Below are 23,775 nucleotides of genomic sequence, written 5' to 3' on the forward strand. Positions count from 1 at the left end.
GTTGCTTACTTCAGGCTGATGGTGGTGTTGACGCCATGACCCAGCGTCTCGTCATCGAACCAGCGCGAGGTGATCGTCTTGGTCTGGGTGTAGAACATCACCACCTGCTTGCCGTACGGGCCCAGGTCGCCGAGCTTGGAAGCGCGCGAGCCGGTGAACGAGAACAGCGGCACCGGCACCGGGATCGGCACGTTGATGCCGACCTGGCCGACGTCGATGTCTTCCTGGAACTTGCGGGCGGCCGCGCCGGACTGGGTGAACAGCGCGGTGCCGTTGCCGTTCGGGTTGGCGTTGATCAGTTCGATGGCGTCTTCCAGCGTGTCCGCCTCCAGGATCACCAGCACCGGCCCGAAGATTTCCTCGTCGTACACGCGCATGCCCGGCTTGACGCCGGCGAAGATGGTCGGGCCGACGAAGTTGCCCTTCTCGAAGCCATCGACCTGCGGATTGCGGCCGTCGAGCACCAGCTTGGCGCCCTGCTCCACGCCCGAGGCGATCAGGCCTTCGACACGCTCACGCGCGGCGCAGGAGATCACCGGGCCGACATCGGTACCGGCCACGCTGCCACCGCTGACCTTCAGCGTCTTGGCCTTGGCGACCAGGTCCAGTACCCACTCGCGCGCTTCGCCGACCAGCACCAGGGTGGAGGCGGCCATGCAGCGCTGGCCGGCCGCACCGAAGGCGGCGCCGACCATGGCGTTGAGGCTCTGTTCCTTGTTGGCGTCCGGCAGCACCACGGCGTGGTTCTTGGCGCCCATCATGCACTGCACGCGCTTGCCGGCCAGCGAGGCACGGTTGTACACGTGGGTGCCGACGCGGGTGGAACCGACGAACGAAACGGCCTTGATGTCCGGGTGATCGCAGATCGCGTTGACCACGTCCTCGCCACCGTGGACGACGTTCAGCACGCCCTTGGGGATGCCGGCTTCCAGCGCCAGTTCGACCAGGCGCATGGTGACCATCGGGTCCTGTTCGGACGGCTTGAGGATGAAGGTATTGCCGGTGGCGATCGCCATCGGGAACATCCACAGCGGAATCATCGCCGGGAAGTTGAACGGGGTGATGCCCGCGCAGACGCCGAGCGGCTGCAGCAGGGTGTAGGTGTCCACGCCGTTGGCGACGTTGTTGGCCAGCTCACCCAGCTGCAGGTTGCCGATCGCGGCGGCGTGCTCGACCACTTCCAGGCCGCGGAACACATCACCCTCGGCATCCGGCACGGTCTTGCCCTGCTCGGCGCTGAGGATGTGGGCCAGCTCGCTCATGTTCTCGCGGATCAGCTGCTGGTACTTCAGGAAGATGCGCGCACGGGTGCCGATCGGGGTCTTGCGCCAGGTCTTGAAGGCTTCCTTGGCCGAGGCGACGGCGGCGTCGACTTCGCCGGGGGTGGCGAACGGGACCTGGGCCAGGACGTCCTGGGTGGCCGGGTTGACCACGTTCTGCCAATGCGAGCTGGCCGATTCGATGAACTGGCCATCGATCAACATGCGGATACGGGGCGCTGCAACAGTCATGGACAATCCCGACGGGTCGAAAGTTGTTGGCATTATTCACAGTGCCACCCTCGATTTCCGGGCTGTATACGCTTAATCTGGCCAATGCCCGCTACGATTCTTGTGAATTCTGTGAATAGCCAGCCTCCACAACGCCAGCTCGGCCTGCGCCTGCTCAAACTGCGCGAGCAGCGCGGCTACAGCCAGCTGGCGCTGGCCAGGGCGCTGGGGCTGTCGGCCAGCTACCTGAACCAGATCGAGCGCAACAAGCGGCCGTTGACCCCGGCGGTGCAGGGCAGGCTGCGCGAGGTGCTGGGCGACGTCAGCGAGCTGTTCGAGGTCGATGACCCCGCCGCGCTGCAGGAATCGCTGGGCGAGACCCTGCGCGACCTGGGCCTGGCCGATGTCAGCAGCACCGAGCTGCGTGCGATGGCCGGCAACCTGCCGCAGATCAGCCGTGCCCTGCTGGACCTGCACCGCCGCCACCTGATGCTGCGTGAACATGCCGCGGCCCTCGAGTTCCAGCTGGGCGACGTGCATGCCGGACAGGCGCTGCCCGCGGGCGACCAGGTCCGCGACTTCTTCAACCGCATGCACAACCACATCCCGGAGCTGGATGACCTGGCCGAGCAGTTGTTCGGCGAATGGGGGCTGGTGGCCGGGCATGTCGCGCCGCGCCTGCGCCAGCTGCTCGCGGACCGCCACGGCGTGCTGGTGGAGGTGGGACCACTGCAGGCCGGGCGCGAGAAGCGCGCCTACGATGGCGGCAGCCGCACCTTGTGGCTGCCGGATTACCTGGAGCCGGGCCAGCAGGCGTTCCAGATGGCGGCCGAGCTCGCCCTGCTTGGCTATGCCGCGCAGATCGATGCGGTGATCGCACGCGCGGGGTTCGGCGAAGCGGAGCAGATCGCGCAGGCGCGGATCGGCATGTCCAACTACTTCGCCGGTGCGCTGGTGATGCCGTACGCGCAGTTCCTGCGTGCCGCCGAGCACAGCGCGTATGACATCGATGCGCTTGCCCATCGCTTCGGCGTGGGCTTCGAGGCGGTCTGCCATCGTTTGAGCACGCTGGCCCGGCGCAGTGCGCCCGGCCTGCCGTTCTTCTTCATCCGCGTGGACCGCGCGGGGAATGTCTCCAAGCGGCACTCGGCCACCGACTTCCACTTCTCACAGGTGGGCGGCTCGTGCCCGCTGTGGATCGTGTACGAAGCCTTCAACCAACCGGGGCGGGTGCTGACGCAGACCGCGCGCATGCCGGACGGGCGCCGCCACTTCTGGCTGGCGCGGCAGGTGAGCAGCGGCCCGATCGGGCATGGCCAGCCACGCAAGACCTTCGCGGTGGCGCTGGGCTGCGATCTGCAGCATGCCGAGCGGTTGATCTACACACGTGGGCTGGATATCCAGAGCCCGGGCAACTCGGTCTCGATTGGCCCGGGCTGCCGGGTCTGCCCGCGCGAGGACTGCATGCAGCGCGCGTTCCCGCAGCTGCCGGGCCGCGGGTAGCGTCGACCGTTGGTCGACTTGCATCCGACGCCGCGAATGTCTGACCCGGATGCGAAGCGCAGCCGACCAACGGTCGGCTCTACCGGTCATGTCACGGTTTCTGGGGAAGCCGACCGGCGGCCGGCATACCGGATCGGGAAGCGGCCCATCCCGGCTCAATAGATCGGCGTCACCTTCATCTGCGGCAGTGGCCGTGGCGCACCGTCGGTGAGGTCCGGCCCCAGGTCTTCCCAGATCTGTCCCTGCTCGACCATGTGCCGCCACAACTGTTGCGATTCGCGGCGCTTGTCTTCCGAGCTCAAGCGGTACGACGGCGGCACCGGCGTCCCCGTGGCGACGCTCTGGTAGGCGTCCGAGTACGCTGCCACGCGCTGCGCCGGGTCATCGGTGCGCGCCACGTCCAGCGTGTAACGCTGGTAGGCCGAGGCCAGATTGCGCCAGCGGATCCAGTAGTGATTGGCGAACGAGAAATCGCAGAAGCGCTCGCCGGCGATGCTGCCCTTGTCGGCGATGCGGCTGAGCACGTCCTGCGGCATGTCCAGGTTCATGCCGCCTTCGTCGCCCTCCAGCGCGACATGCACGATGCGGTCGCGGTAGCCCGGGGCACGGGCCTGCAGCACATCGCGCCAGTTCTGCATGGTCGAGACGATCGAGAACAGGAAGCCGGACATTTCCGCCGCGGCCAGCGGCTGCGCGATGGAATGGTAGGTGCGCTGCCAGCCATGCCTGTTCTCGGTGGGCAGGAACACCGCCTGCTCCGCCCGCGCATGCGCATCCCCTTCGGCCAGCACGCTGATCGCCTCGGCGTGGCGCGGGTACACCAGATTGATGCCGAAGGTCGGCCAGCGCGGCAGCGCAGCGTCGAACAGGTGGATCGGGAAGTTGCTGCTGATCCCGCCATCGGAGAACCAGCACACCCGGAACGCGGTGATCACCGGGCCACAGCTCTGGCCGCCACTGGTGAGTCCTTCCATGCTGTCGGCGACGTTGGCGTTGTCGCGCCGTGGCTCGGCATCGGCGACCGGCTCGCAACGGCGTTCCCGACGGGCCGGCTCGTGCAGCGGCACCGCGCTGATCAGCAGCGGGAAGCTCAGGCTCATCCGCGTGGCCACCAGCACCGGCAGGTCCTCGCCATCGACCAGGCGGTAGTAGTCGCGCCCCTCGACATGCTCCGGAGTGCCGGCGCGCGCGACCAGCCAGTCGACCACGCTGGCCGGGAACAACTGCGCGAACTCCTCGCGCAGGAACCAGAAATGCGCGGCATTGAACGGCAGCGTGCGTGGCTCGGTATGGGAGATGCAGGTGGTGATCATCTGCAGCGTGATCGCGTGCGCCCCGCTCGGCTCGCCCGGATAGCGCGGCGCCGTGTGCAGATCGCCGAAGGTCAGCGGCTGCTCGTCCGGCTTGCCGGCCAGTGCCTGCAGCTGGCTGTGCAGCCAGTCGGTCAACGCCGGGGTGGAGGCATTCGGCGCGCTGCTGCCGTTGCACAGACCGAGCAGGTTGCGCCGCGCCACGCGCGCCACGCGCAGCGCCGAGGCCAGTACGCCGGCGCCGTACGCGCACAGCAGCGAGGGCAACAACGTCGCCCAGATGCCGTCGATCCCACCGGCCAGATAACCGATACCGAGCAGGCCGGCCAGCGAGACCAGCAGTTCCACCGGCGCGATCGCGAACACCGCGGCGAGCAGGCAGGCAATCTTGCGCAGCAGGCCCGCCTTGCCGGTCAGTATCACCAGCAGGCGGTAGGCGGTACGCGCGCCATACGCCGGCTGGAACAGGCTGTGGATGAAGCCCTGCCGGGACAGCTGCGCCGACACCCCGGCCAGCCCAGGAAAGCCTACCGCCGCGGCCACCGGCTCACCGGCATGGCGTCGCCGGTCACCCAGCGCCGCTGCAGCGGCCACGGCGGCGGCAATGGCGCCGGCCGAGGTGCCGCCGATGCTCTTGAAGCGGTACTCGCGGGCCAGCGACAGCACCGCGTTGGGATACACGATGCCGCTGGTGATGCCGCCCTTCATGACCAGATCGCAGTACTTGTCCGCCACGTTGCCGTCCTCTGTCCGCCCGTGCGCGGCCGATCCGCGCACCCTCCCCGCCTGTTCCCGCAACAATGCAGGGGCCAAAGAGGTCGATGGCGACAGTATCGCCCGCGCGCTTCTCAAGGCCTGAGAAGCGCCGCACGGAACGGCCTATTCGGCCTATTCGGCCTTGCCGGACTGCGGCACGCGCCGTACCTGCGACAGGTCATAGCCCAGCGCGGCGACACGGGTCATGGCGGCCTGATAGTCCGCATCCGAGATCGTCGGGGTGCGCGCCATCAGCCACATGTAGTCGCGCTTGCTGCGCCCGACGATCGTCTGCCGGTAGTCCGCGTCCAGGTAGACGATCACGTACTCGGCCTGGATCGGCCAGATGAACTGCATGCCCCAGATCGCACCGCCGGTGCCGTCCTTGACCGTCCCGACCGGGTGCATGGTCTTGAGCGGCGCCTCGAAACTGCCCTTGCGGTAGCGGAAGGTGGTCTGGATGCGCCCATCCGGCCGCAGCGCATAGGACTCCACCGCATCGTATGCCTCCCGTTCGGGCCGGCTGGGAATATGCGCGATCACATACCAGTCACCCATGAAGCGGGGCACATCGACGTGTGCCACCGGCGGGATCGGGCGGGTATTGCCGCTGCAGCCGCCGAGCATCATGCCGACAGCCAGCAGGGGGATGAGAGCGCGGATCGACATGACGGCTTCCTCCAGGAACGTGGGGTGATCACGGGCGGTTGAACAGGTAATGGGCCACCTGCCACTGCTGGCCGCGCTGGTAGCCGAACAGTTCCGCGCAGGCCATCCAGAACATGCGCCAGCGCTGGTGCCACAGCGCGGCCGAAGCGTCGCCATAGGTCTGCCGCAGTACGGCCATCACCGCCTCCTTCTCGCGGTCCTGGTTGGCCAGCCAGTGATTGGCGGTGCGCTCGTAATGGGTGCCATCGAGCAGCCAGCGCTGCTGCAGCTGCAGGTGCTGCTGGAAGCACAGCAGCGTATCGGCCGCGGGCATCAGGCCGCCGGTGAAGAAGTGGCGGCCCATCCAGTTGTCGTCGCCCTCGGTCTCGAACGGGTACATCAGCGTGCGGTGCACGAAGATGTGCACGAACAGCTTGCCCTCCGGCCGCAGCCAACGGTGGATACGCTGCAGCAGCTGCGGGTAGTTGCGCATGTGCTCGAACATCTCGATCGACACACAGCGATCGAAGGTCCCGGCATCCAGCATCAGATGGTTCACGTCACGGGTCAGCACCGTGACGTTGATCAGGCCCCGTGCACGGCATTGCCCCAGGATGTACTCGCGCTGGCTGTTGGAGTTGGAGACCGCGGTGATCTGCGCATTGGGGTAGCGCTCGGCCATCCACAGCGTCAGCGAGCCCCAGCCGCAGCCCAGCTCCAGGATGTGCTGTCCATCAGCCAGCTGTGCGCGCTCACCATACAGCGCGAGCATCGCCTCTTCGGCCTCGTCCAGCGTTTCGGTGCCGGTGGCGTAATAGCAGCTGCTGTACTTCAGGCGCTTGCCCAGGCAACGATGGAAGAATTCGGCCGGCACTTCGTAGTGCTGCCGATTGGCCGCATCCACATGCAGCGCCACCGCGCTGCTGGCCAGCCCGGCGATGCGCGCGGCGAAGCGCTGTGACTGGCCCTGTTGTCCACCGGCGAGTTCTTCGCGCAGGCGCTGCTCGCACTGGCGGCGGATGCCCAGCCGCAACAGCGCATCGGGGAGCAGCCCGCGTTCGGCCAGGCCGGTCAGGCCCGGTGCGTAGTCCGGCAGGGGCAGTTGGTCACTGGCGACATTCACGGTGAAGACTCCTTGCGGGCATGCGACGAACGGGAGGGGAACCACGGGAACAGCATCGGCGTGGTGCGCTGGTACTCGCGGTAATCCTCACCACGCGAGCGCAGCGCCTGCGCCTCGGTGAAGGGAATGCCGCTGACCCAGCGCAGGAACACGTACATCACCAACGGGCCCGACCACGCCAGCCACCACAGCGGCGAGTGCACGGCCAGCAGCACGTAGGTGAACCAGTGCAGCCACTCGAAGAAATAGTTGGGGTGCCGCGAATAGCGCCACAGCCCGTCACGACAGGTCTTGCCCTTGTTCGCGGGATTCGCGCGGAAGCGCGCCAGCTGGCGGTCAGCGATGGATTCACCACCCACGCTCAGCAGCCACATCGCCACCGCCGCGATCAGCCAGCCCCAGCCCTGCGGTCGCGGATTGACCGACACGGCCACGAACGGCAGTGCGAACAGCACGATCAGCAGGGCCTGGAACTGGAAGAAGCCGAAGATTTTCCCCTGGTGGCCGTTCCAGTGCCTGCGCAGATGCTGGTAGCGGCCATCCTCGGGCTCGCTGCGCACGCGGTGCCACAGGTGCAGCGCCAGGCGCGAGCCCCACAGGCCGCCGAGCACGGCCAGTGCGATCCGTGGCATCGCCGCGCCGCCGCCAAGCAGGGCCAGCAACAGTGCGGACGCGCCGACGCCCTTGGCCCAGAGCACGTCGACCCCGCCGATGTTCTGGTGCCGGCGCTGCCACCACCAGCCCCAGGTCATGATCACGGCCGCATACAGCCACACCACCCACAGCATCTTCATCGTGTCTCTCCCGGAGCAAGGGGGGTGAGCGGTGCCACGTGGGACTGCCAATGGCGGGCGCATGCCGCCAGCAGCGGCAGCGCGATCGCCCAGCCGAGGCCGAGCAGCAGCACGCCGTGCCACTGCGGCGCGGCGAACCCCACCGAGGACCAACCGCGCGCGGCAGACAGGTACGCCAGGGGCGCCAACAACAGGCCGACCATCGCAGCCGCGACCCGATGCCGCTGCAGCACCGCGAATGACACCGTGAGCGTCATTGCGAAGGCAGCCCACAGGGCAAGAATCCAGACCGGGGCGATCCACGCGGAATCATTCGCGGCCGCGTAGGTGACCCATCCGGACCCTCCCGCCACCCCATCCACAAGCAGGCCGCACCCGATCGCCACCAGCAGGAGCCTGAGCTCCACCGATGGCTGCGCCGACAACGCCAACTGGCTGCCCACGTAGGCCGTGGCCGCCACCAGCGCGGGCCAGCGCAGCCCATGGCCGGCGCCAATCACCGCGCACAGCCAGACCAGCTGGTTGCCGATCACGTTGGCCCAGAAACGTGGCACCTCAGCCCTCCCCCGCAATCAGCGCGGGGCGGTAGCCCGGGCGCGCCAGCAGCAGATGCGAGACGCCGATGGAGCGCTCCAGGAAGCCACCTTCGCAGTACGCCAGATAGAACTCCCACAGACGGATGAAGCGTGCATCGAAGCCCTGCGCGCGCACTGCCGGCAGCTGGGCCAGGAAGCGCTGGCGCCACGCGCGCAGCGTAAGCGCATAGGACGGGCCGAAATCATGCTGGCCGATCAACTGCAGGTCGCTGCTGCGGGTCTTGGCCGCGACGATCGCGTTGATCGACGGAATGAAGCTGCCGGGAAACACGAAGCGCTTGATGTAGTCGACGCTGCGCCGGGCCTGCTCGTAACGCTGGTCTTCGATGGTGATGGCCTGCAGCAGCGCCAGGCCATCGTCCTTGAGCAGGCGGGTGAGCGTGGCGAAGTAGGTGTCCAGGTACTGCGCACCGATCGCCTCGATCATCTCGATGGAAACCAGCTTGTCGTACTGCCCCTCCAGGTCGCGGTAGTCCTTGAGCAGCAGGGTCACCTTGTCCTGCAGGCCGGCCGCCTCCACCCGCTGCCTGGCCAGCGTGTACTGCTCGACCGAGATGGTGGTGGTGGTGACGTGGCAACCGATGTGCTGCGCTGCGTACAGCGCGAAGCCGCCCCAGCCGGTGCCGATCTCGACCACGCGATCGGCCGCGGTGAGCTGCAGCTGCTCGCAGATGCGCGCGAGTTTGCGCGCGGAGGCCGCCTCCAGTGTTTCGTCCGGTCCCGCATACAGCGCCGAGGAGTACATCAGGTCCGGGGACAGGAACAGCGAGAAGAACGGATTGCCCAGATCGTAGTGCGCCGCGATGTTGCGGCGGCTGCCTTCGCGCGTGTTGCGGCGCAGCCGGTTCCAGCCTTTCAGCAGCCAGCCGCCGATGCGCGCCGGGCCGCGTTCCATGCCATCGAGCAGATCCCGGTTGCGCACCAGCAGCTGCACCAGCGCGACCAGGTCATCGCAGCGCCAGTCACCGCGGATGTACGCCTCGCCCGCACCGACGCTGCCCTGTGCGGCGACCGCGCGGTAGAAGCCGGGATCATCCACCCAGACCGTTACCTGTGGGGTGGCCTGGGGATCGCCGATCACCACGTCACCCAGCGCGTCACGCAGGCGCAGATGGCCGCCACGCAGCGGGGCGAGCTGCGCCAACAGGCGCCCACGCAGGAATCCTTCAAGGGCGGACGGCTGCGGCAGGGCCACCGCACGGGTCATGTCGTTCATGGGGATTTTCCGGCAAGAGAAGGGTGGTCGTGGACGGGGTTGCGCTTGAGCCACAGGCGCAGCGCCTGCCAGTGGATCGCCACAACCACCTTGAGGGTCATCAGCGGGTAGCGCAGCAGCACGCCGGCCAGGCCGCGCCCGGTGAGCGGATGGCGCCGCATCACCAGATCGGCATCGAACTGGCACGTGCCTTCGCGCCATACCTGCATGTGCACGTGCAGGTCCTCGCCAGGCGCGGTGAAGCGCCAGCGGTACTCACAGTCCATCGGCATGAAGGGCGATACGTGGAACTGCTTGTCGAACGACCAGCACAGCGCGCGGCCCCGGGCATCGGCCTGCGCCACCGGCAGCACGTAGGCGTGGCGCTCCTTCCAGGGCGTGTTGGTGATCTCCGCCACGATGCTGTCCAGCGTGGTGCCATCGGCGGCATAGCAGTAGTAGAAGCTCACCGGATTGAACACGTGGCCGGCGTAGCGCGGATGCGTGAGCAGGCGGATCGGCCCGGCAGGCGCACGTCCCAGGGCCTGCGTGATGCGTGCGCGCACCGCATCGGCCAGCGGTTGCCCGGGCGCGCCGAGATAGTCGCTGCGGCGGAACTCCACCACGTTGCGGCGGCCGACCGACCACAGCCAGCGCCGCTCGAACAGGCGCGGCAGTTCGTCCAGGTCCAGCAACAACTGCGCGATCGGATAGCCGAACGCATGCGCATGCGGCGCATGCCGGCGGTGGCGCATCCAGCCGCGATAGATCGCACTGGCGGTCATGCCGGCAGGGCCTCGGCCAGCGGCCAGTAGGACTCCGCATCCAGCGCCTGCAGCGCGTCCACCACACGGCGCGCACTGCGGATGCCGTCTTCGTGGAAGCCCCAGCCCCAGTAGGCACCCGCGAACCAGGTCCGGCGATGGCCCTGGATCTCCGCCCAGCGCTGCTGGGCACGCACCATCGCGTGATCATGCACCGGGTGGGCATACTGCAGGCGGCGCAGCACGGTGGCGGGATCGATCGCGCTGCTGCGGTTGAGGGTGACCACCAACGGTGTGGGCGTATCGATGCCCTGCAGCAGGTTCATGCAGTAGCTCACCGTGCACGGCGCCAGCGGATCGCGCGGCACGTGCGCGTTCCAGGCGGCCCAGGCCTTGCGGTCACGTGGCAGCAGGCTGGCATCGGTGTGCAGCACTGCTTCGTTGGGCTGGTAGCGGATCGCGCCCAGCACCGCACGCTCAGTGAGATCGGCATCGGACAGCAAAGCCAGCGCCTGGTCGCTGTGGCAGGCCAGCACCAGCTGGTCGAACCCTTCGAGACCGGCAGCACTGTGCAGACGTACTCCATGCTCATGGCGCTCCACCCCGAACACCGGGCACTCCAGCCGCTCACGTACCTGCCAGCGGCTGCGCAGCGCATCCACATAGCGCGCCGAACCGCCCTGCACCACCCGCCACGGCGCGCGCCCGGTCATCTGCAGCATCTGGTGGTTGGCCATGAACTGCACCAGATAGCGCGCCGGGAAGGCGGCCAGGCTGGCGGTCGGCGAGGACCACAGCGCCGAAGCCATCGGCAGCAGGTGTTCGTCAATGAACGTGCGGCCGTAACGGCCCTTGGCCAGGAACTCGCCCAGCGACGGGCCGTCGTCCTCGCGCTCCAGCAACGCCGGTGCCTCGCGGTAGAACCGGCGCAGATCGCGCAGCATCCCCCAGAAGCGCGGCGAGACCAGATTGCGGCGCTGGCAGAACAGCGTGTCCAGCGAGGTCGCGTTGTACTCCAGCCCACTGCGCTCGCTGTGCACCGAGAAGCTCATGGTGGTCGGCTGCGAGGCCACGCCCAGCTCGTCGAACAGGCCGGTGAGCAGCGGGTAGTGCAGGGGGTTGAACACGATGAAGCCGGTGTCCACCGCGTATGTGCGGCCATCGACCTCCAGCGCATGCGTATGGGTGTGGCCACCCAGATAGTCATTGGCCTCGAACAGCGTCACTTCGTGCTGCTGGCTCAGCCACCACGCACTGGAGAGGCCGGCGATGCCCGATCCGATCACGGCGATGCGCATGTCAGTGCTCCGCCTTGGCCAGCACCCAGGCCGGCACGGGTTTGAGATCGCGCACCAGGCCCAGCACGGCCATCGTACGCAGGCCATACCAGGTGACATCCACTTCCCACCAGTAGAAGCCCTGGCGTGCGGTACCCGGGAAGAAGTGGTGGTTGTTGTGCCAGCCCTCACCGAAGGTCAGCAGGGCGAGCCACAGGTTGTTGCGGCTGTCATCGCCGGTGTTGAAACGTTGCCGGCCGAAGCGGTGCGCCAGCGAGTTGATCGTCACCGTCGCGTGGAACAGCACCACGGTGGAAATGAAGAAGCCCCACACCAGCATCTGCCCGCCGCTGGTGCCCCACGTCGGCGCGATGCGCTCGAGCAATGCACCGAGGCCGAACAGCGCGGCGGCCAGCGCAATCGGCACCAGGGTATCGAACCGGTCCAGCCAGCGCAGCTCCGGGTATCTGGCCAGGTCGGGAATGCGCGACCAGTCGGTGCGGAAACCCTCCACGGTGAGGAACCAGCCCATGTGGCTCCACCAGAAACCGTGCACCGAGGGCGAATGCGGATCGGCGGCGGTGTCGGTATGGCGGTGATGGTTGCGGTGATGCGCGGCCCACCACAGCGGCCCGCGCTGCACACTGGACGCGCCGATCAGCGCGAAGATGAACTGCACGGCGCGCGAGGTGCGGAACGTGCGGTGCGAGAAATAGCGGTGGTAGAAGGCGGTGATCGCGAACATGCGCACCGCGTACAACGCGACCGCCACGCCCACCGCGACCCAGGAGACGCCCACCCAGAGCACCGCGAGGCAGGCCAGGTGCATTGCCGCGAAGGGGATGGCCCGCACCCAGTCCACGCGCTGCGGCTGCTCCACCGCGACCGCCGCATCGGTGCTGGTATCGAACCAACGCCACAGCGTGGCCCAGCGGCGTCGCTGTGCGGTGCGTCCTGCGTCGGGGGTGGGGCTGACCGACATGACTCGCTTCTCCTGAGGCGTTATCAGGAGATACGGGAGCCCGCAGCGTTTGGATGCACGGATCCGGAAAAAAAAGCCGGACCCGTGCGGTTACAGGTTCGCGATGTCGCCCTTGGCGATGATCGGGCCGGTCGGAATGCCCTGCGGCGCACCGGTGGACGGCTCAAGCGTGATCGCCAGGACCGAACCGTTCACGAGCGCATCACGCAGCGCGTCCGGCACGGCCACGGTGTGGGCGCGGTTGATCGAGACCAGGCCCAGCGAGCGCGGCGCGCCGCCCGCCGGGATCAGCCACAGCTCCGGCGCGCGTCCGGCGGCGTCCGCCGGTGCCGGGACGGGCACCATCAGCACCTTGCCCTGGGTCTTGTCGACCGAGGCCAGCCAGCCGGGGGTGCCATCGTCATGCAGCAGCGGCGTGACCGGCTTGGTCGCCTGCTCCGGCTCGGCCGGCGTCGGCGTTGTGGTGGGTGTGACCGCGACCGGCGTGGACACCGGTGCGGTCGGCTCCAGGTCGCGGCGGCTGAACACCGCCACCAATGCCAGCGCCGCGGCCAGCGCGGTCATGCCCTGCCAGAACCCGGTGCGCTGCCACAGCCGGGGCGAGGCGGTGCTCACCGACGGCCAGCCCAGCGAGGTACGGATGCGCGGCCACAGATGCGCCGGCACCGCTTCGGTTCCGAGCGAGGCCAGCAACGGCGCAAGCCGGTTCTCCCATTGGGTCACCAGCCGGGCGAAGCCGGCATCGCTGGCGATCCGGCGTTCGACGTCGGCGCGCTGGCCGGCCTCGAGCACGCCGAGCACGTACTCACCGGCCAGGATGTCGGCGCTCGGTGGCTCGCCGTCGTCATGCAGATCGTGGAGGTCGCGGACGTTCATCGTTCCAGGCACACCCGAAGTTGGCCCAGACCGCGGCGGATCCAGCTCTTCACCGAGCCCAGCGGCGAGCCGATGCGGCGCGCCAGTTCTTCATAGCTGGCGCCATCCAGGAAGGCCAGCCGGATCAAGGACCGGCGGCGCGGCTCCAGGGTCTCCAGGCAGTCCTGCAGGCGCTCGTGGTCGGACGCCTGTTCGGCCACCTGGGCCGGCTGCGGGGCGAAATCGGGGAGTTCCTCGGCCACCGACAGATCCTCCAGCGCGCGCGGCGGCGCGGCCCGCAGGCGGTCGATCGAGCGGTTGCGCGCCATCATCGACAACCAGGTCATGGCCGCCGCCTTGGCGCGGTCGAACTGCGCCGCCTTGTGCCAGACCGTCGTGAAGACCTCCTGCAGGACCTCTTCGGCATCACCACGGTCGCGCAGGACATGCAGGCAGATCGCGAACAGGCGCCCGGAGGCGAGTTGATAGACCGACTCGAACGCCTGGCGATCACCGCCGGCGACCCGGACCAGCAGCTCGTCCAGGCGGTGTGATGCAGCAGTGTCGGCAGCGTCCAGCTCGGGCATCGCAGGCTCAATGTCGATAACAGGCGAACCCGCATCGTCCTTGCTTGCGGCGCTGGCTGCAAGGGGCCGCTCAGGCACCGCATGTCTTCACCAGCGGCTGCGTGCGCGCGGCGGAGAGCTCGGCGGCAGGCGTCGCAACGGGTGCGGCCGGAAACTCGACCCGCACCTGCGGGTACGTGCCGTTCTCGTCGCGGACGTTGCCGGTGCCGGTGAACTGCAGCAGGCGCTGGTCGGCGGTGGCATAGACCAGCGTGACCGCCGGCACCGCGAAGCCGAACCAGGCATCGAGCTTCATCTGCAGCTGCTCGGCCGGTTGGCCCCGCCAGTTCACCGCGCCGGTGCGCTGGAGTTTCAACGGCACCAGGCGCTGGCGGCTGGGCAGCAGGAACTGGAAGGCCACGCTCTGCCCGGCCTGCAGTGCGGCCCAATGGCTGCGCACGGCCGCATCGAAGCCGGCATCGACCACGGCCCCCGCCGGCATCGTGATGGCCCGGCTGAAGGTCGGCGCCTGCGCGCTCGCACGCACCGACACCTGGCGCGCATCGGCGGTGCCGCGCACGCCTTCGCGATAGCCGTCGCGGCCATCGTCCAGGGTGAAGTCCGGTGTCTGCGGGCTGCCCTGTGGGGTCATCCACTTGCGCGCGAACGGACGGCCGTCGCTGCAGCGGTACAGCACCAGCCGTGATTGGGCGCTTGCCGGTCCCTGCAGCCAATGCGTCTCGCGGTAAAGCAGGCGGCCATCGACGGTCGCATACGCGCGGCCTTCCTGGCGCTGCACGGTCTGTTCGGCGGCACTCCCGGGGCCGGCGCAGGCCGACATCAGCAGGAGCAGGCAGGGCAAGGGCTGGCGCATGGGGGTCCAAACGAGCGGGCTTGCAGGGAGATACGCAGGTGGCGGTGGTTTGGATGCAGGCGACTTGACCAACGCCCGCCTTCGGCCTACCTTGTGCTCGCCGAAGGTATCCATCGCTTCATGCCGATGAAGGGATGGATTTAAACGGGAATCCGGTGAAGGCGCCTCGCGCGCCCATTCCGGAGCTGCCCCGCAGCGGTGAATGGAAACGACGCCTGCCAACAGCACTGGGCCTTCGGGCCTGGGAAGCGGCAGGGAGTAGGTGGGCGCCCGCGCCCGTGTCCATCAGCCCGAATACCGGCCCCGGCCGGGGGACACGACCGTCCCCTGATTCGACCTGGAACGTCCGCGGGGAGGTTGCCGGGGCCTGCCGCCATGCCGCCTGCATGGCGCTGCCCCCGTGCGTCCGCTTCACGGCATCCGGTTCGCCCGCGGGGGCGAAGGTCGCTGGCGGGACGGAACGGGCTGCAAGGCCCCGGACGGCGCGCGGTTCCTTCGTTCCTCAATGCCCCTACGCAATGAGGACACGTTCCAATGACCACTGTTACCAACCTGGGTTTTCCGCGCATCGGCGCCAAGCGCGAACTCAAGCGCGCGCTGGAAGCGTTCTGGTCCGGCGAGAGCAGCGCAACGTCGCTGCAGGACACCGCGGCCGAACTGCGTGAGCGCCACTGGCAGCTGCAGCGCGAGGCCGGCGTGGATGTGCCGCCGAGCAACGACTTCAGCCTGTACGACCAGGTGCTCGATGCGGCCTTCCTGTTCGATGCGATCCCGGCCCGCTACCGTGCGCTCGCCGATGCCGAGCCGCTCAGCGGCTACTTCGCGATGGCGCGTGGCCTGCAGCGCGATGGCATCGACCTGCATGCGCTGGAAATGACCAAATGGTTCGACACCAACTACCACTACCTGGTGCCCGAACTGACGGCCGGCCAGAGCTTCACGGTGCGCGGCGACAAGCCGCTGGCCGAATACCGCCAGGCCAAGGCGTTGGGGATCGAGACCCGGCCGGTGCTGATCGGGCCGGTGACCTTCCTGCGGCTGTCCAAGACCACCGATGGCAGCAACGCGCTGGATCTGCTGGATGCGCTGCTGCCGGTGTACGTGCAGTTGCTCGGTGAGCTCAAGGCGGCCGGCGCGGCGTGGGTGCAGCTGGATGAGCCGCTGCTGGTGCAGGATCTGGATGATGCCACGCGCGTCGCGTTCGAGCATGCCTATGCGGTGCTGGCCCAGGCGGCGCGCCCCAAGATACTGGTGGCGACGTACTTTGGTGCACTGGACGACAACCTCGCGCTGGCCGCATCGCTGCCGGTCGATGGACTGCATGTGGATCTGGTCCGCGCGCCGGAACAGCTCGATGCGGTGATCAAGGCCCTGCCGGCCGGCCGCGTGCTCTCGGCCGGGCTGGTCAACGGCCGCAACATCTGGCGCACCCATCTGGACAACGCGCTGGTGCTGGCGCGCTACGCCCACGGTCATGTGGGCAGCGATGCGCTGTGGCTGGCGCCATCGTGTTCGCTGCTGCACACCCCGGTCGATCTGGACCACGAAAAGAAGCTCGACGACGAACTGCGCAGCTGGCTGGCGTTCTCCAGGCAGAAGCTCGGCGAACTGCGTGTGCTGGCCGACGCGATCGATGCACCGGCGCGTGCCGAAGCGCCGCTCGCCCATTCGCGCGCGTGCATCGAATCGCGCCGTCGTTCGCCGCGCGTGCACAACCCGGCCGTCGCCGCCCGCCTGGCCGCGCTGACCCCGGCCGATGCACAGCGCCACAGCCGCTATCCGCAGCGCCACCTGGCCCAGGCCGCGGCGCTGAAACTGCCGCGCTTCCCGACCACCACCATCGGTTCGTTCCCGCAGACGCTGGAAGTGCGTGAGGCACGCGCCCGCAACAAGTCCGGCAAGCTCTCCGATGCCGACTACGATGCGTTCCTGGCCACCCAGACCGAACACTGTGTGCGCGTGCAGGAGCAGATCGGGCTGGACGTGCTGGTGCACGGCGAGTTCGAGCGCAACGACATGGTCGAGTACTTCGGCGAGCAGCTCGACGGCTTCGCCTTCACCAAGAACGGCTGGGTGCAGAGCTACGGCTCGCGCTGCGTGAAGCCGCCGGTGATCTTCGGCGATGTGACCCGCCCGCAGCCGATGACGGTGCGCTGGTCCAAGTACGCGCAGTCGCTCACCCAGCTGCCGATGAAGGGCATGCTGACCGGCCCGGTGACGGTGCTGCAGTGGTCGTTCGTGCGCGATGACCAGTCCCGTGCGGACACCTGCCGGCAGATCGCCCTCGCGCTGCGCGATGAAGTGACCGACCTGGAAGCGGCCGGCATCGGCGTGATCCAGATCGACGAGCCGGCGATCCGCGAAGGCCTGCCGCTGCGCCGTGCGCAGTGGCGCGACTATCTGGACTGGGCCGTGGAAGCGTTCCGGATCAGCGCCAGCGGCGTGCGCGATGCAACCCAGATCCATACCCACATGTGCTATTCCGAGTTCAACGACATCATCCACTCGGTGGCCGCGATGGATGCGGACGTGATCTCGATCGAAACCTCGCGCTCGCGGATGGAGCTGCTGGATGCCTTCGTGCGCTTCCAGTACCCCAACGAGATAGGTCCGGGCGTGTACGACATCCACTCCCCGCGCGTCCCGGACAAGGCCGAGATGCTGGCGCTGCTGCGCAAGGCCGCCGAAGTGCTGCGTCCGGAGCAGATCTGGGTCAACCCGGACTGCGGCCTGAAAACCCGTGGCTGGCCGGAAACCCGCGCGGCGCTGGAGGCCCTGGTGGCCGCCGCGCGTGAACTGCGCGAGGAAACCGCGGACGCCAACGCCGCGTGATGCATTCTTTGTAGTCCGCCCCAAGCACCCCATCGCCGCCGTTGCCGGCGGTGGGGTCGACGAGAAACGCATGAACCCGCCATACCTGACCCCGATCGACCGCCCCACCCTGTCCCTGCCCGACGGGCACACCAAGCTGCTGCTGCACTCGTGCTGCGCACCGTGCTCGGGCGAAGTGATGGAGGCGATCACCGCCTCCGGCATCGACTACACGATCTTCTTCTACAACCCCAACATCCACCCGGCGAAGGAATACGAACTGCGCAAGCAGGAGAACATCCGCTTCGCCGAGAAACATGGTGTGCCATTCGTCGATGCCGACTATGACACCGACAACTGGTTCTCGCGTGCCCGCGGCATGGAGAACGAACCCGAGCGCGGGATCCGCTGCACGATGTGCTTCGACATGCGCTTCGTGCGCACCGCGCTGTACGCGCATGAGAACGGCTTTGCGGTGATCAGCAGCTCGCTGGGCATCTCGCGCTGGAAGGACATGAACCAGATCAACGACTGCGGCCACCGCGCCGCCGCGCACTACCCGGGCATCCAGTACTGGGATTACAACTGGCGCAAGGGCGGCGGTGCGGCGCGGATGGTGGAGATCAGCAAGCGCGAGCAGTTCTACCAGCAGGAGTACTGCGGCTGCGTGTACTCGCTGCGCGACGCCAACCGCCACCGCCGCGAGACCGGCCGCGAGCGGATCAAGCTGGGCGTGCTGTACTACGGCGACGGCACCTCCAGGCAGGGCGACGCCGACTGACCGCGGTGGGGGCGTCGGCTAGACTGGGCGCCCCCACTGTTGTGAAGCCGCCATGCGCCGTTACCCCACCGATGTCGCCCTGGTCGTGATCGACCTGCAGCCGGACTTCATGCCCGGTGGCGCGCTGGCCTGCGTGGACGGCGATGCGATCGTGCCCGACATTGCCGGGCTGCTCGCCGAACGCCGTTACCGCACCGTGGTGGCGACCCAGGACTGGCACCCGGCCGATCATGCCTCCTTCGCCAGCCAGCACCCGGGCCACCTCCCGTTCGAGGCGATCCTGCTGCACGCGCAGCCGCAGACCCTGTGGCCGGACCACTGCGTGCAGGGCAGCGACGGTGCCGTGCTGCACCCCGGGGTGGACTGGACGGTCGCCGACCTGATCCTGCGCAAGGGCACCCGCCGTGAGGTGGACTCGTACAGCGCCTTCCGCGAGAACCATGGCCCCGACGGCACCCGCCCGGCCACCGGCCTGGCCGGCTGGCTGAATGAGCGCGGCATCCGCGAGGTGCATGTGTGCGGCCTGGCGCGCGATTACTGCGTACTGTGGAGCGCCCAGGATGCGGTGAAATCCGGGTTCCGGGTCAAGTTCCATTGGGACCTGACCCGGCCGGTCACCGAGGCCAATGACGGCATGGTGCGCGAGGCGTTGGCGAAGGCGAAGATCGCGGTGATCTGACGCGCACCGCAGCTCAGCGGAACACCACCGTGCGATGCCCGTTGCGCAGGATGCGATGCTCCACATGCCGACGTACCGCGCGGGCCAATACCTGCGATTCGGTATCGCTGCCCAGCCGCACCAGGTCGCGCGGCGTCATCGCATGGTCCACGCGCGCCACGTCCTGCTCGATGATCGGGCCTTCGTCCAGATCCGGGGTCACGTAGTGCGCGGTCGCGCCGATGATCTTGACCCCGCGCGCGTGCGCCTGGTGATACGGCTGCGCGCCTTTGAAACTGGGCAGGAAGCTGTGGTGGATGTTGATCGCACGCCCAGCCAACGCCGCACACAGGTGCGGCGACAGAATCTGCATGTAGCGCGCCAGCACCACCAGATCGATCTGCTCGCGCTCGACCAGGTCGATGATCTGCTGCTCCTGCACGGCGCGGTTGTCCGCGTTGACCGGCAGGTGGTGGAACGGCACGCCATAGGAGCCGGCCAGCGCGGCGAAGTCCTCGTGATTGGAGGCCACCGCCGCGATGTCCACCTGCAGCTGCCGGCTGTGCGCGCGGAACAGCAGGTCGTTGAGGCAGTGCCCCTGCTTGCTCACCAGCACCAGCAGCCGTGCCCGGCGGCGGGCGTCATGCAGCTGCCAGTCCATGCCGAACTCGGCGGCCAGGGTCGCCATGCGGGCTTCCACGTCGTCCAGTGACTGCTCGGCGGCCCGATCGAAGTGCACGCGCAGGAAGAACCGGCCGCTCTCATCGTCGCCGAACTGCTGGGCATCGAGGATGTTGCAGCCCAGCTCGAACAGCAGGCCGGACACACGGTAGACGATCCCGGTACGGTCCGGGCATGACAGGGTGAGGATGGAGTCTGGGCGCATCCGGGCAGTGTAAGCGAGCACCGCCGGGCTGCGGTCGATGCTCTCGGATGCAACCAAGGGTGCCCGTGCCAGCGGTTACACCGCCGTCGGGTCCACCTTCTCCACATCGATCCCGTACCGGTCGATCGCCGCCTGCAGCTGGGCGCGTTCGATCCGGCCGTCATCGGCCAGCGACTTGAGCGCGGCGAGCACGATGAAGTGGCGGTCCACTTCAAAGAACGTACGCAATGACTCGCGCGTGTCCGAGCGGCCGAAGCCATCGGTACCCAGGGCAGTGAAGCGGCGGCCCTCGATGAAGGGGCGGATCTGGTCACCGACGATCTTCATGTAGTCGGTGGCCACGATCACCGGGCCCGGGTGCGCGGCCAGGCACTGTTGCACGTACGGCACCCGCGGTTCCTGCACCGGATGCAGCAGGTTCCAGCGCTCGACCGCCAGGCCATCGCGGCGCAGCTCGGTGAGGCTGGTGGCGCTCCACACATCGCTGGCGATGCCGAAGTCCTGCTGCAGCAGCGTCGCCGCTGCTTCCACTTCGCGCAGGATCGCGCCGCTGCCCATCAGCTGCACGCGCAGCGCGGGGTCGCTGTCGGCGGCGGCGGGATGCAGCAGGTACAGGCCCTTGAGGATGCCCGCTTCACTGCCTTCGGGCAGTGCCGGGTGCGGATAGGCCTCGTTGAGCACGGTGATGTAGTAGTAGATGTCTTCCTGGTCCACGTACATCCGGCGCAGGCCGTCCTGGATGATCACCGCCAGTTCGAAGTTGTAGGTGGGATCGAAGGACACGCAGCTGGGGATCACCGAGGACAGCACATGGCTGTGGCCGTCGTCGTGCTGCAGCCCCTCGCCCATCAGCGTGGTACGCCCGGAGGTGGCGCCGAGCAGGAAGCCGCGGGTGCGCGCATCGGCAGCCGCCCAGGCCAGGTCGCCCACGCGCTGCAGGCCGAACATCGAATAGAAGATGTAGAACGGAATCGTGGCCAGGCCGTGGTTGCTGTAGGCGGTGCCGGCGGCGATCCACGAGCAGATCGCACCGGATTCGTTGATGCCTTCCTGCAGGATCTGGCCGTCCTTGGCTTCCTTGTAATAGCTCAGCTGGCCGGCATCCTGCGGGGTGTACAGCTGGCCGAGGTAGGAGTGGATGCCGATCTGGCGGAACAGGCCTTCCATGCCGAACGTACGTGACTCATCCGGCACGATCGGAATGATCAGCTTGCCCAGTTCGGGGTCCTTGAGCAGCGTGGTGAGGATGCGCACGAAGCCCATCGTGGTGGACTGGCCGCGTTCGCCGCTGCCCTGCAGCTGGGTGGCAAACGCCGACAGCGCCGGCACCGGCAACGGATCAACGTGGGTCACGCGCGCCGGCAGCTGGCCGCCCGGGGCCTGGCGGCGCTGCGCGAAGTAGCGCTCCTCGGCACTGCCCGGCGCCGGGCGCAGGTAGGGCATCTCCTCCAGCTGGTCGTCACTGACCGGCAGATCAAACCGATCACGGAACGCACGCACGGCATCGGCGCTCATCTTCTTGAGCTGGTGATTGATGTTCTGGCCTTCACCGGCCTCGCCCATGCCGAAGCCCTTGACCGTCTTGGCCAGGATCACGCTCGGCCGGCCGTTGCCGGCGACCGCCTGCGCGTAGGCGGCGTAGACCTTCTGCGGATCGTGACCGCCGCGCGCGAGCGCCCAGATCTCGTCATCGCTCAGGTCCGCGACCAGCGCCAGCAGTTCGGGATACTTGCCGAAGAAATGCTCGCGCACATAGGCACCGTTCTGCGACTTGAAGGTCTGGTAGTCGCCATCCACGCATTCCATCATGCGCTGGCGCAGCAGGCCGGTGCGATCCTTGGCCAGCAGCGCGTCCCAGCCACCGCCCCAGATCACCTTGATGACGTTCCAGCCGGCGGCGCGGAAGGTGCCCTCCAGTTCCTGGATCACCTTGGCGTTGCCGCGCACCGGGCCGTCCAGGCGCTGCAGATTGCAGTTCACCACGAACACCAGATTGTCCAGGCGCTCGCGGCCGGCCACCGAGATCGCCGCCAGCGATTCGGGCTGGTCCATTTCGCCGTCGCCGAGGAAGGCCCAGACCTTGCGGCCCTGGTGCTCCTTCAACCCGCGGTATTCCAGATAGCGCATGTAGCGCGCCTGGTAGGCGGCGGTGAGCGGTCCCAGCCCCATCGAGACCGTGGGGAACTGCCAGAAGTCCGGCATCAGGCGCGGGTGCGGGTACGAGGACAGGCCGTCGCGGTCGGATTCCCGGCGGAAGTTGTCCATCCGTTCCGGCGCGATGCGGCCTTCGACGAACGCACGACCGTAGATGCCTGGCGCCGAGTGGCCCTGGATGTAGATCATGTCGCCGTCGAAGGTGTCGGTGCGGCCGCGGAAGAAGTGATCGAAGCCGACGTCGTACAGCACCGCTGCCGACTGATACGTGGCGATGTGGCCGCCGACGTTGGAGTGTTTGCCGGCGCGCAGCACCATCACCATCGCGTTCCAGCGGATCATCGCGTTGAGCCGGCGCTCGATGCCGAGGTCACCCGGATAAGCCGGCTGGCGTTCCACCGGAATGGTGTTGGTGTACGCCGTCCACACGCGGCCGTGCAGGTCACCATGGCGGGCCGTGTCCAGCTCGGTCAGCTGGTCCATCAGGTAATGCGCGCGCGGCCGGCCGGCGGCATCGATGACCGCCTCCAGTGACTCACGCCATTCCTGGGTTTCCTGCGGGTCGGTATCGAGGGGGGCGAGCGCTGGGTTCATGTCCATCTCCGGGGAAGGCTGCCAGGCCGTGCGCAGGACGCGACGGCAGCGGGGGCGGCACAACGCGGAAGCGGCGTCGCCCGGGCAGCAGACCCGGGCGAGCAGGCAACCTGGCGGTTGCGGGACAGGCACGATAAGCAGGCCCCAGCAGGGCGGGTAGACCGGATGGGCTTGGCGCTTTATAAAGAAATTCTTTCCAATGGAGCGCGAGAATGGCGGCCAGCATGAACATTCTCCAGTCAATCCGCAGCTTCATCCGTACCGCCGACGCCGGCAGCCTGGCCGCGGCCGCACGGACGCTGGGGGTGAGCCCGGCGGCGGTCGGGCAGAACATCGCCCGGCTGGAGGCCCATCTGGGCGTGCGCCTGCTCAACCGCACCACCCGCACCCTGGCCCTGACCGAGCGCGGTGCGCTGTACCTGGCCCAGGTACGCCACATCGAGCGCGACCTGCAGCGCGCCCAGGCGGCGGTCACCGATCTGGATGCCACGCCGGAAGGCCGGCTGCGGATCGCCAGCAGCACCGCATTCGGCCGGCACGCGCTGGCGCCCCTGCTGCCCTCGCTGCAGGCGCGCTTCCGGCGCCTGGCGATCGAACTGCTGCTCACCGACCGCAGCGTGGACCACGCACACGAAGACGTGGACGTCAGCATCCGGATCGAGCCGCAGCTGGAGGAAGGTCTGGTGGCGCGGCCGATCGCGCAGGTGCCGTTCGTGTTCTGTGCGGCCCCGGCCTATCTCGCGCGCGCTGGCATTCCACTGACCCCGGAGGCACTGCGCGAGCACCGCTGCCTGTTGCTGCGCTACCCGCTGGACGGGCGCTATCTGCCGTGGGGCTTCGTGCGCGACGGCATGCGGTTCGATGCCGAGGTAGCCCCGGCGCTGGTCAGCGATGACATCGATGCGCTGGCTGCGATGGCGGTAGCCGGTGGCGGGATCACCCGGCTGGCGGCGTTCGTCGCTGCGCCCTATCTCGCGCGCGGTGAACTGCAGGCGCTGTTCGAACCCGGCGATGCGGAGAGCACGCAGGCCTCACCGGAGCCGATGCGGCTGTTCCTGTGCGTCAGCGACCGCCGTGACCTCACGCCCAAGGTGCGGGCGCTGATGCAGCACATCATCGAGGGGCTGCCGCCGGCGTGGCGGGTGGACGCCGGCTGAG

The 23,775-nt window shown here is 68.1% G+C and carries 20 protein-coding genes and 1 riboswitch; of the genes, 5 read left to right on the top strand and 15 right to left on the bottom strand.

Going from position 1 to position 23,775, the window contains the following annotated elements:
• Positions 1–5 precede the first annotated feature (5 nt).
• Complete coding sequence (locus tag AC07WC_RS07670) at positions 6–1,511, bottom strand: CoA-acylating methylmalonate-semialdehyde dehydrogenase (RefSeq protein WP_495209474.1); 1,506 nt, start codon at positions 1,509–1,511, stop codon at positions 6–8.
• 111 nt (positions 1,512–1,622) lie between these two features.
• On the opposite strand from AC07WC_RS07670, the gene AC07WC_RS07675 reads away from it, so the two are divergent.
• Positions 1,623–2,993 carry a helix-turn-helix domain-containing protein gene (locus tag AC07WC_RS07675; protein WP_495209685.1) on the top strand — a complete coding sequence of 457 codons (1,371 nt, stop codon included), beginning with the start codon at positions 1,623–1,625 and terminating at the stop codon, positions 2,991–2,993.
• 155 nt (positions 2,994–3,148) lie between these two features.
• Here AC07WC_RS07675 and AC07WC_RS07680 read toward each other — a convergent pair whose 3' ends face one another.
• The 12 genes from AC07WC_RS07680 to AC07WC_RS07735 all read right to left on the bottom strand — a co-directional run bounded on the left by AC07WC_RS07680 (position 3,149) and on the right by AC07WC_RS07735 (position 14,733).
• Entirely contained in the window at positions 3,149–5,038 is a 1,890-nt protein-coding gene (locus AC07WC_RS07680; RefSeq protein WP_495209475.1) for an RpoH suppressor, read from the bottom strand.
• A gap of 153 nt (positions 5,039–5,191) precedes the next feature.
• Positions 5,192–5,689, bottom strand: a complete 498-nt coding sequence (locus AC07WC_RS07685) for a lipocalin family protein (protein WP_495209686.1) — start codon at positions 5,687–5,689, stop codon at positions 5,192–5,194.
• Positions 5,690–5,756: 67 nt separating this feature from the next.
• Positions 5,757–6,830 carry a cyclopropane-fatty-acyl-phospholipid synthase family protein gene (locus AC07WC_RS07690; protein WP_495209476.1) on the bottom strand — a complete coding sequence of 358 codons (1,074 nt, stop codon included), beginning with the start codon at positions 6,828–6,830 and terminating at the stop codon, positions 5,757–5,759.
• The gene (locus AC07WC_RS07695; RefSeq protein WP_495209477.1) at positions 6,827–7,624 is read right to left on the bottom strand and encodes a DUF1295 domain-containing protein; all 798 of its coding nucleotides are present in this window, start codon (positions 7,622–7,624) and stop codon (positions 6,827–6,829) included. Before AC07WC_RS07695 ends, AC07WC_RS07690 begins: the two co-directional genes overlap by 4 nt.
• Positions 7,621–8,178, bottom strand: a complete 558-nt coding sequence (locus tag AC07WC_RS07700) for a DUF2878 domain-containing protein (RefSeq protein ID WP_495209478.1) — start codon at positions 8,176–8,178, stop codon at positions 7,621–7,623. The genes AC07WC_RS07695 and AC07WC_RS07700 overlap by 4 nt, the downstream gene beginning before the upstream one ends.
• 1 nt (position 8,179) lies before the next feature.
• A complete protein-coding gene (locus AC07WC_RS07705) occupies positions 8,180–9,436 on the bottom strand; it encodes a class I SAM-dependent methyltransferase (RefSeq protein WP_495209479.1) in 1,257 nt (418 codons plus the stop codon).
• Positions 9,433–10,200 carry a DUF1365 domain-containing protein gene (locus tag AC07WC_RS07710; protein ID WP_495209480.1) on the bottom strand — a complete coding sequence of 256 codons (768 nt, stop codon included), beginning with the start codon at positions 10,198–10,200 and terminating at the stop codon, positions 9,433–9,435. Before AC07WC_RS07710 ends, AC07WC_RS07705 begins: the two co-directional genes overlap by 4 nt.
• Entirely contained in the window at positions 10,197–11,477 is a 1,281-nt protein-coding gene (locus AC07WC_RS07715; RefSeq protein WP_495209481.1) for an NAD(P)/FAD-dependent oxidoreductase, read from the bottom strand. The genes AC07WC_RS07710 and AC07WC_RS07715 overlap by 4 nt, the downstream gene beginning before the upstream one ends.
• A 1-nt stretch (position 11,478) precedes the next feature.
• Positions 11,479–12,438 carry an acyl-CoA desaturase gene (locus AC07WC_RS07720; RefSeq protein WP_495209482.1) on the bottom strand — a complete coding sequence of 320 codons (960 nt, stop codon included), beginning with the start codon at positions 12,436–12,438 and terminating at the stop codon, positions 11,479–11,481.
• A 90-nt stretch (positions 12,439–12,528) separates the two neighbouring features.
• Positions 12,529–13,314, bottom strand: coding sequence for an anti-sigma factor (locus tag AC07WC_RS07725; protein ID WP_495209483.1), 786 nt, complete (start codon positions 13,312–13,314; stop codon positions 12,529–12,531).
• Entirely contained in the window at positions 13,311–13,880 is a 570-nt protein-coding gene (locus tag AC07WC_RS07730) for a sigma-70 family RNA polymerase sigma factor (RefSeq protein ID WP_495209484.1), read from the bottom strand. Before AC07WC_RS07730 ends, AC07WC_RS07725 begins: the two co-directional genes overlap by 4 nt.
• Positions 13,881–13,950: 70 nt before the next feature.
• Positions 13,951–14,733, bottom strand: coding sequence for a hypothetical protein (locus AC07WC_RS07735; RefSeq protein WP_495209485.1), 783 nt, complete (start codon positions 14,731–14,733; stop codon positions 13,951–13,953).
• Between the two features lie 86 nt (positions 14,734–14,819).
• Positions 14,820–15,053: riboswitch (cobalamin riboswitch) on the top strand.
• Between the two features lie 214 nt (positions 15,054–15,267).
• On the opposite strand from AC07WC_RS07735, the gene metE reads away from it, so the two are divergent.
• The 3 genes from metE (at position 15,268) to AC07WC_RS07750 (ending at position 19,004) form a co-directional block, all read left to right on the top strand.
• The gene (metE, locus tag AC07WC_RS07740) at positions 15,268–17,565 is read left to right on the top strand and encodes a 5-methyltetrahydropteroyltriglutamate--homocysteine S-methyltransferase (RefSeq protein ID WP_495209486.1); all 2,298 of its coding nucleotides are present in this window, start codon (positions 15,268–15,270) and stop codon (positions 17,563–17,565) included.
• 70 nt (positions 17,566–17,635) lie between these two features.
• Positions 17,636–18,325 carry an epoxyqueuosine reductase QueH gene (locus AC07WC_RS07745; protein ID WP_495209487.1) on the top strand — a complete coding sequence of 230 codons (690 nt, stop codon included), beginning with the start codon at positions 17,636–17,638 and terminating at the stop codon, positions 18,323–18,325.
• A 52-nt stretch (positions 18,326–18,377) separates the two neighbouring features.
• Positions 18,378–19,004 carry a nicotinamidase gene (locus tag AC07WC_RS07750; protein WP_495209488.1) on the top strand — a complete coding sequence of 209 codons (627 nt, stop codon included), beginning with the start codon at positions 18,378–18,380 and terminating at the stop codon, positions 19,002–19,004.
• 13 nt (positions 19,005–19,017) lie between these two features.
• On the opposite strand, the gene purU is transcribed toward AC07WC_RS07750, so the two are convergent.
• Both purU and aceE read right to left on the bottom strand, forming a co-directional pair.
• Entirely contained in the window at positions 19,018–19,869 is an 852-nt protein-coding gene (gene purU / locus AC07WC_RS07755; RefSeq protein ID WP_495209489.1) for a formyltetrahydrofolate deformylase, read from the bottom strand.
• Positions 19,870–19,944: 75 nt separating this feature from the next.
• A complete protein-coding gene (aceE, locus tag AC07WC_RS07760; protein ID WP_495209490.1) occupies positions 19,945–22,617 on the bottom strand; it encodes a pyruvate dehydrogenase (acetyl-transferring), homodimeric type in 2,673 nt (890 codons plus the stop codon).
• 224 nt (positions 22,618–22,841) lie between these two features.
• Between aceE and AC07WC_RS07765 the strand changes: the two genes are divergently transcribed.
• Complete coding sequence (locus AC07WC_RS07765) at positions 22,842–23,774, top strand: LysR family transcriptional regulator (protein WP_495209491.1); 933 nt, start codon at positions 22,842–22,844, stop codon at positions 23,772–23,774.
• The last annotated feature ends 1 nt before the right edge of the window (position 23,775 follow it).

It is taken from the genome of Stenotrophomonas sp. GW821-FHT01H02A, from assembly GCF_059422145.1.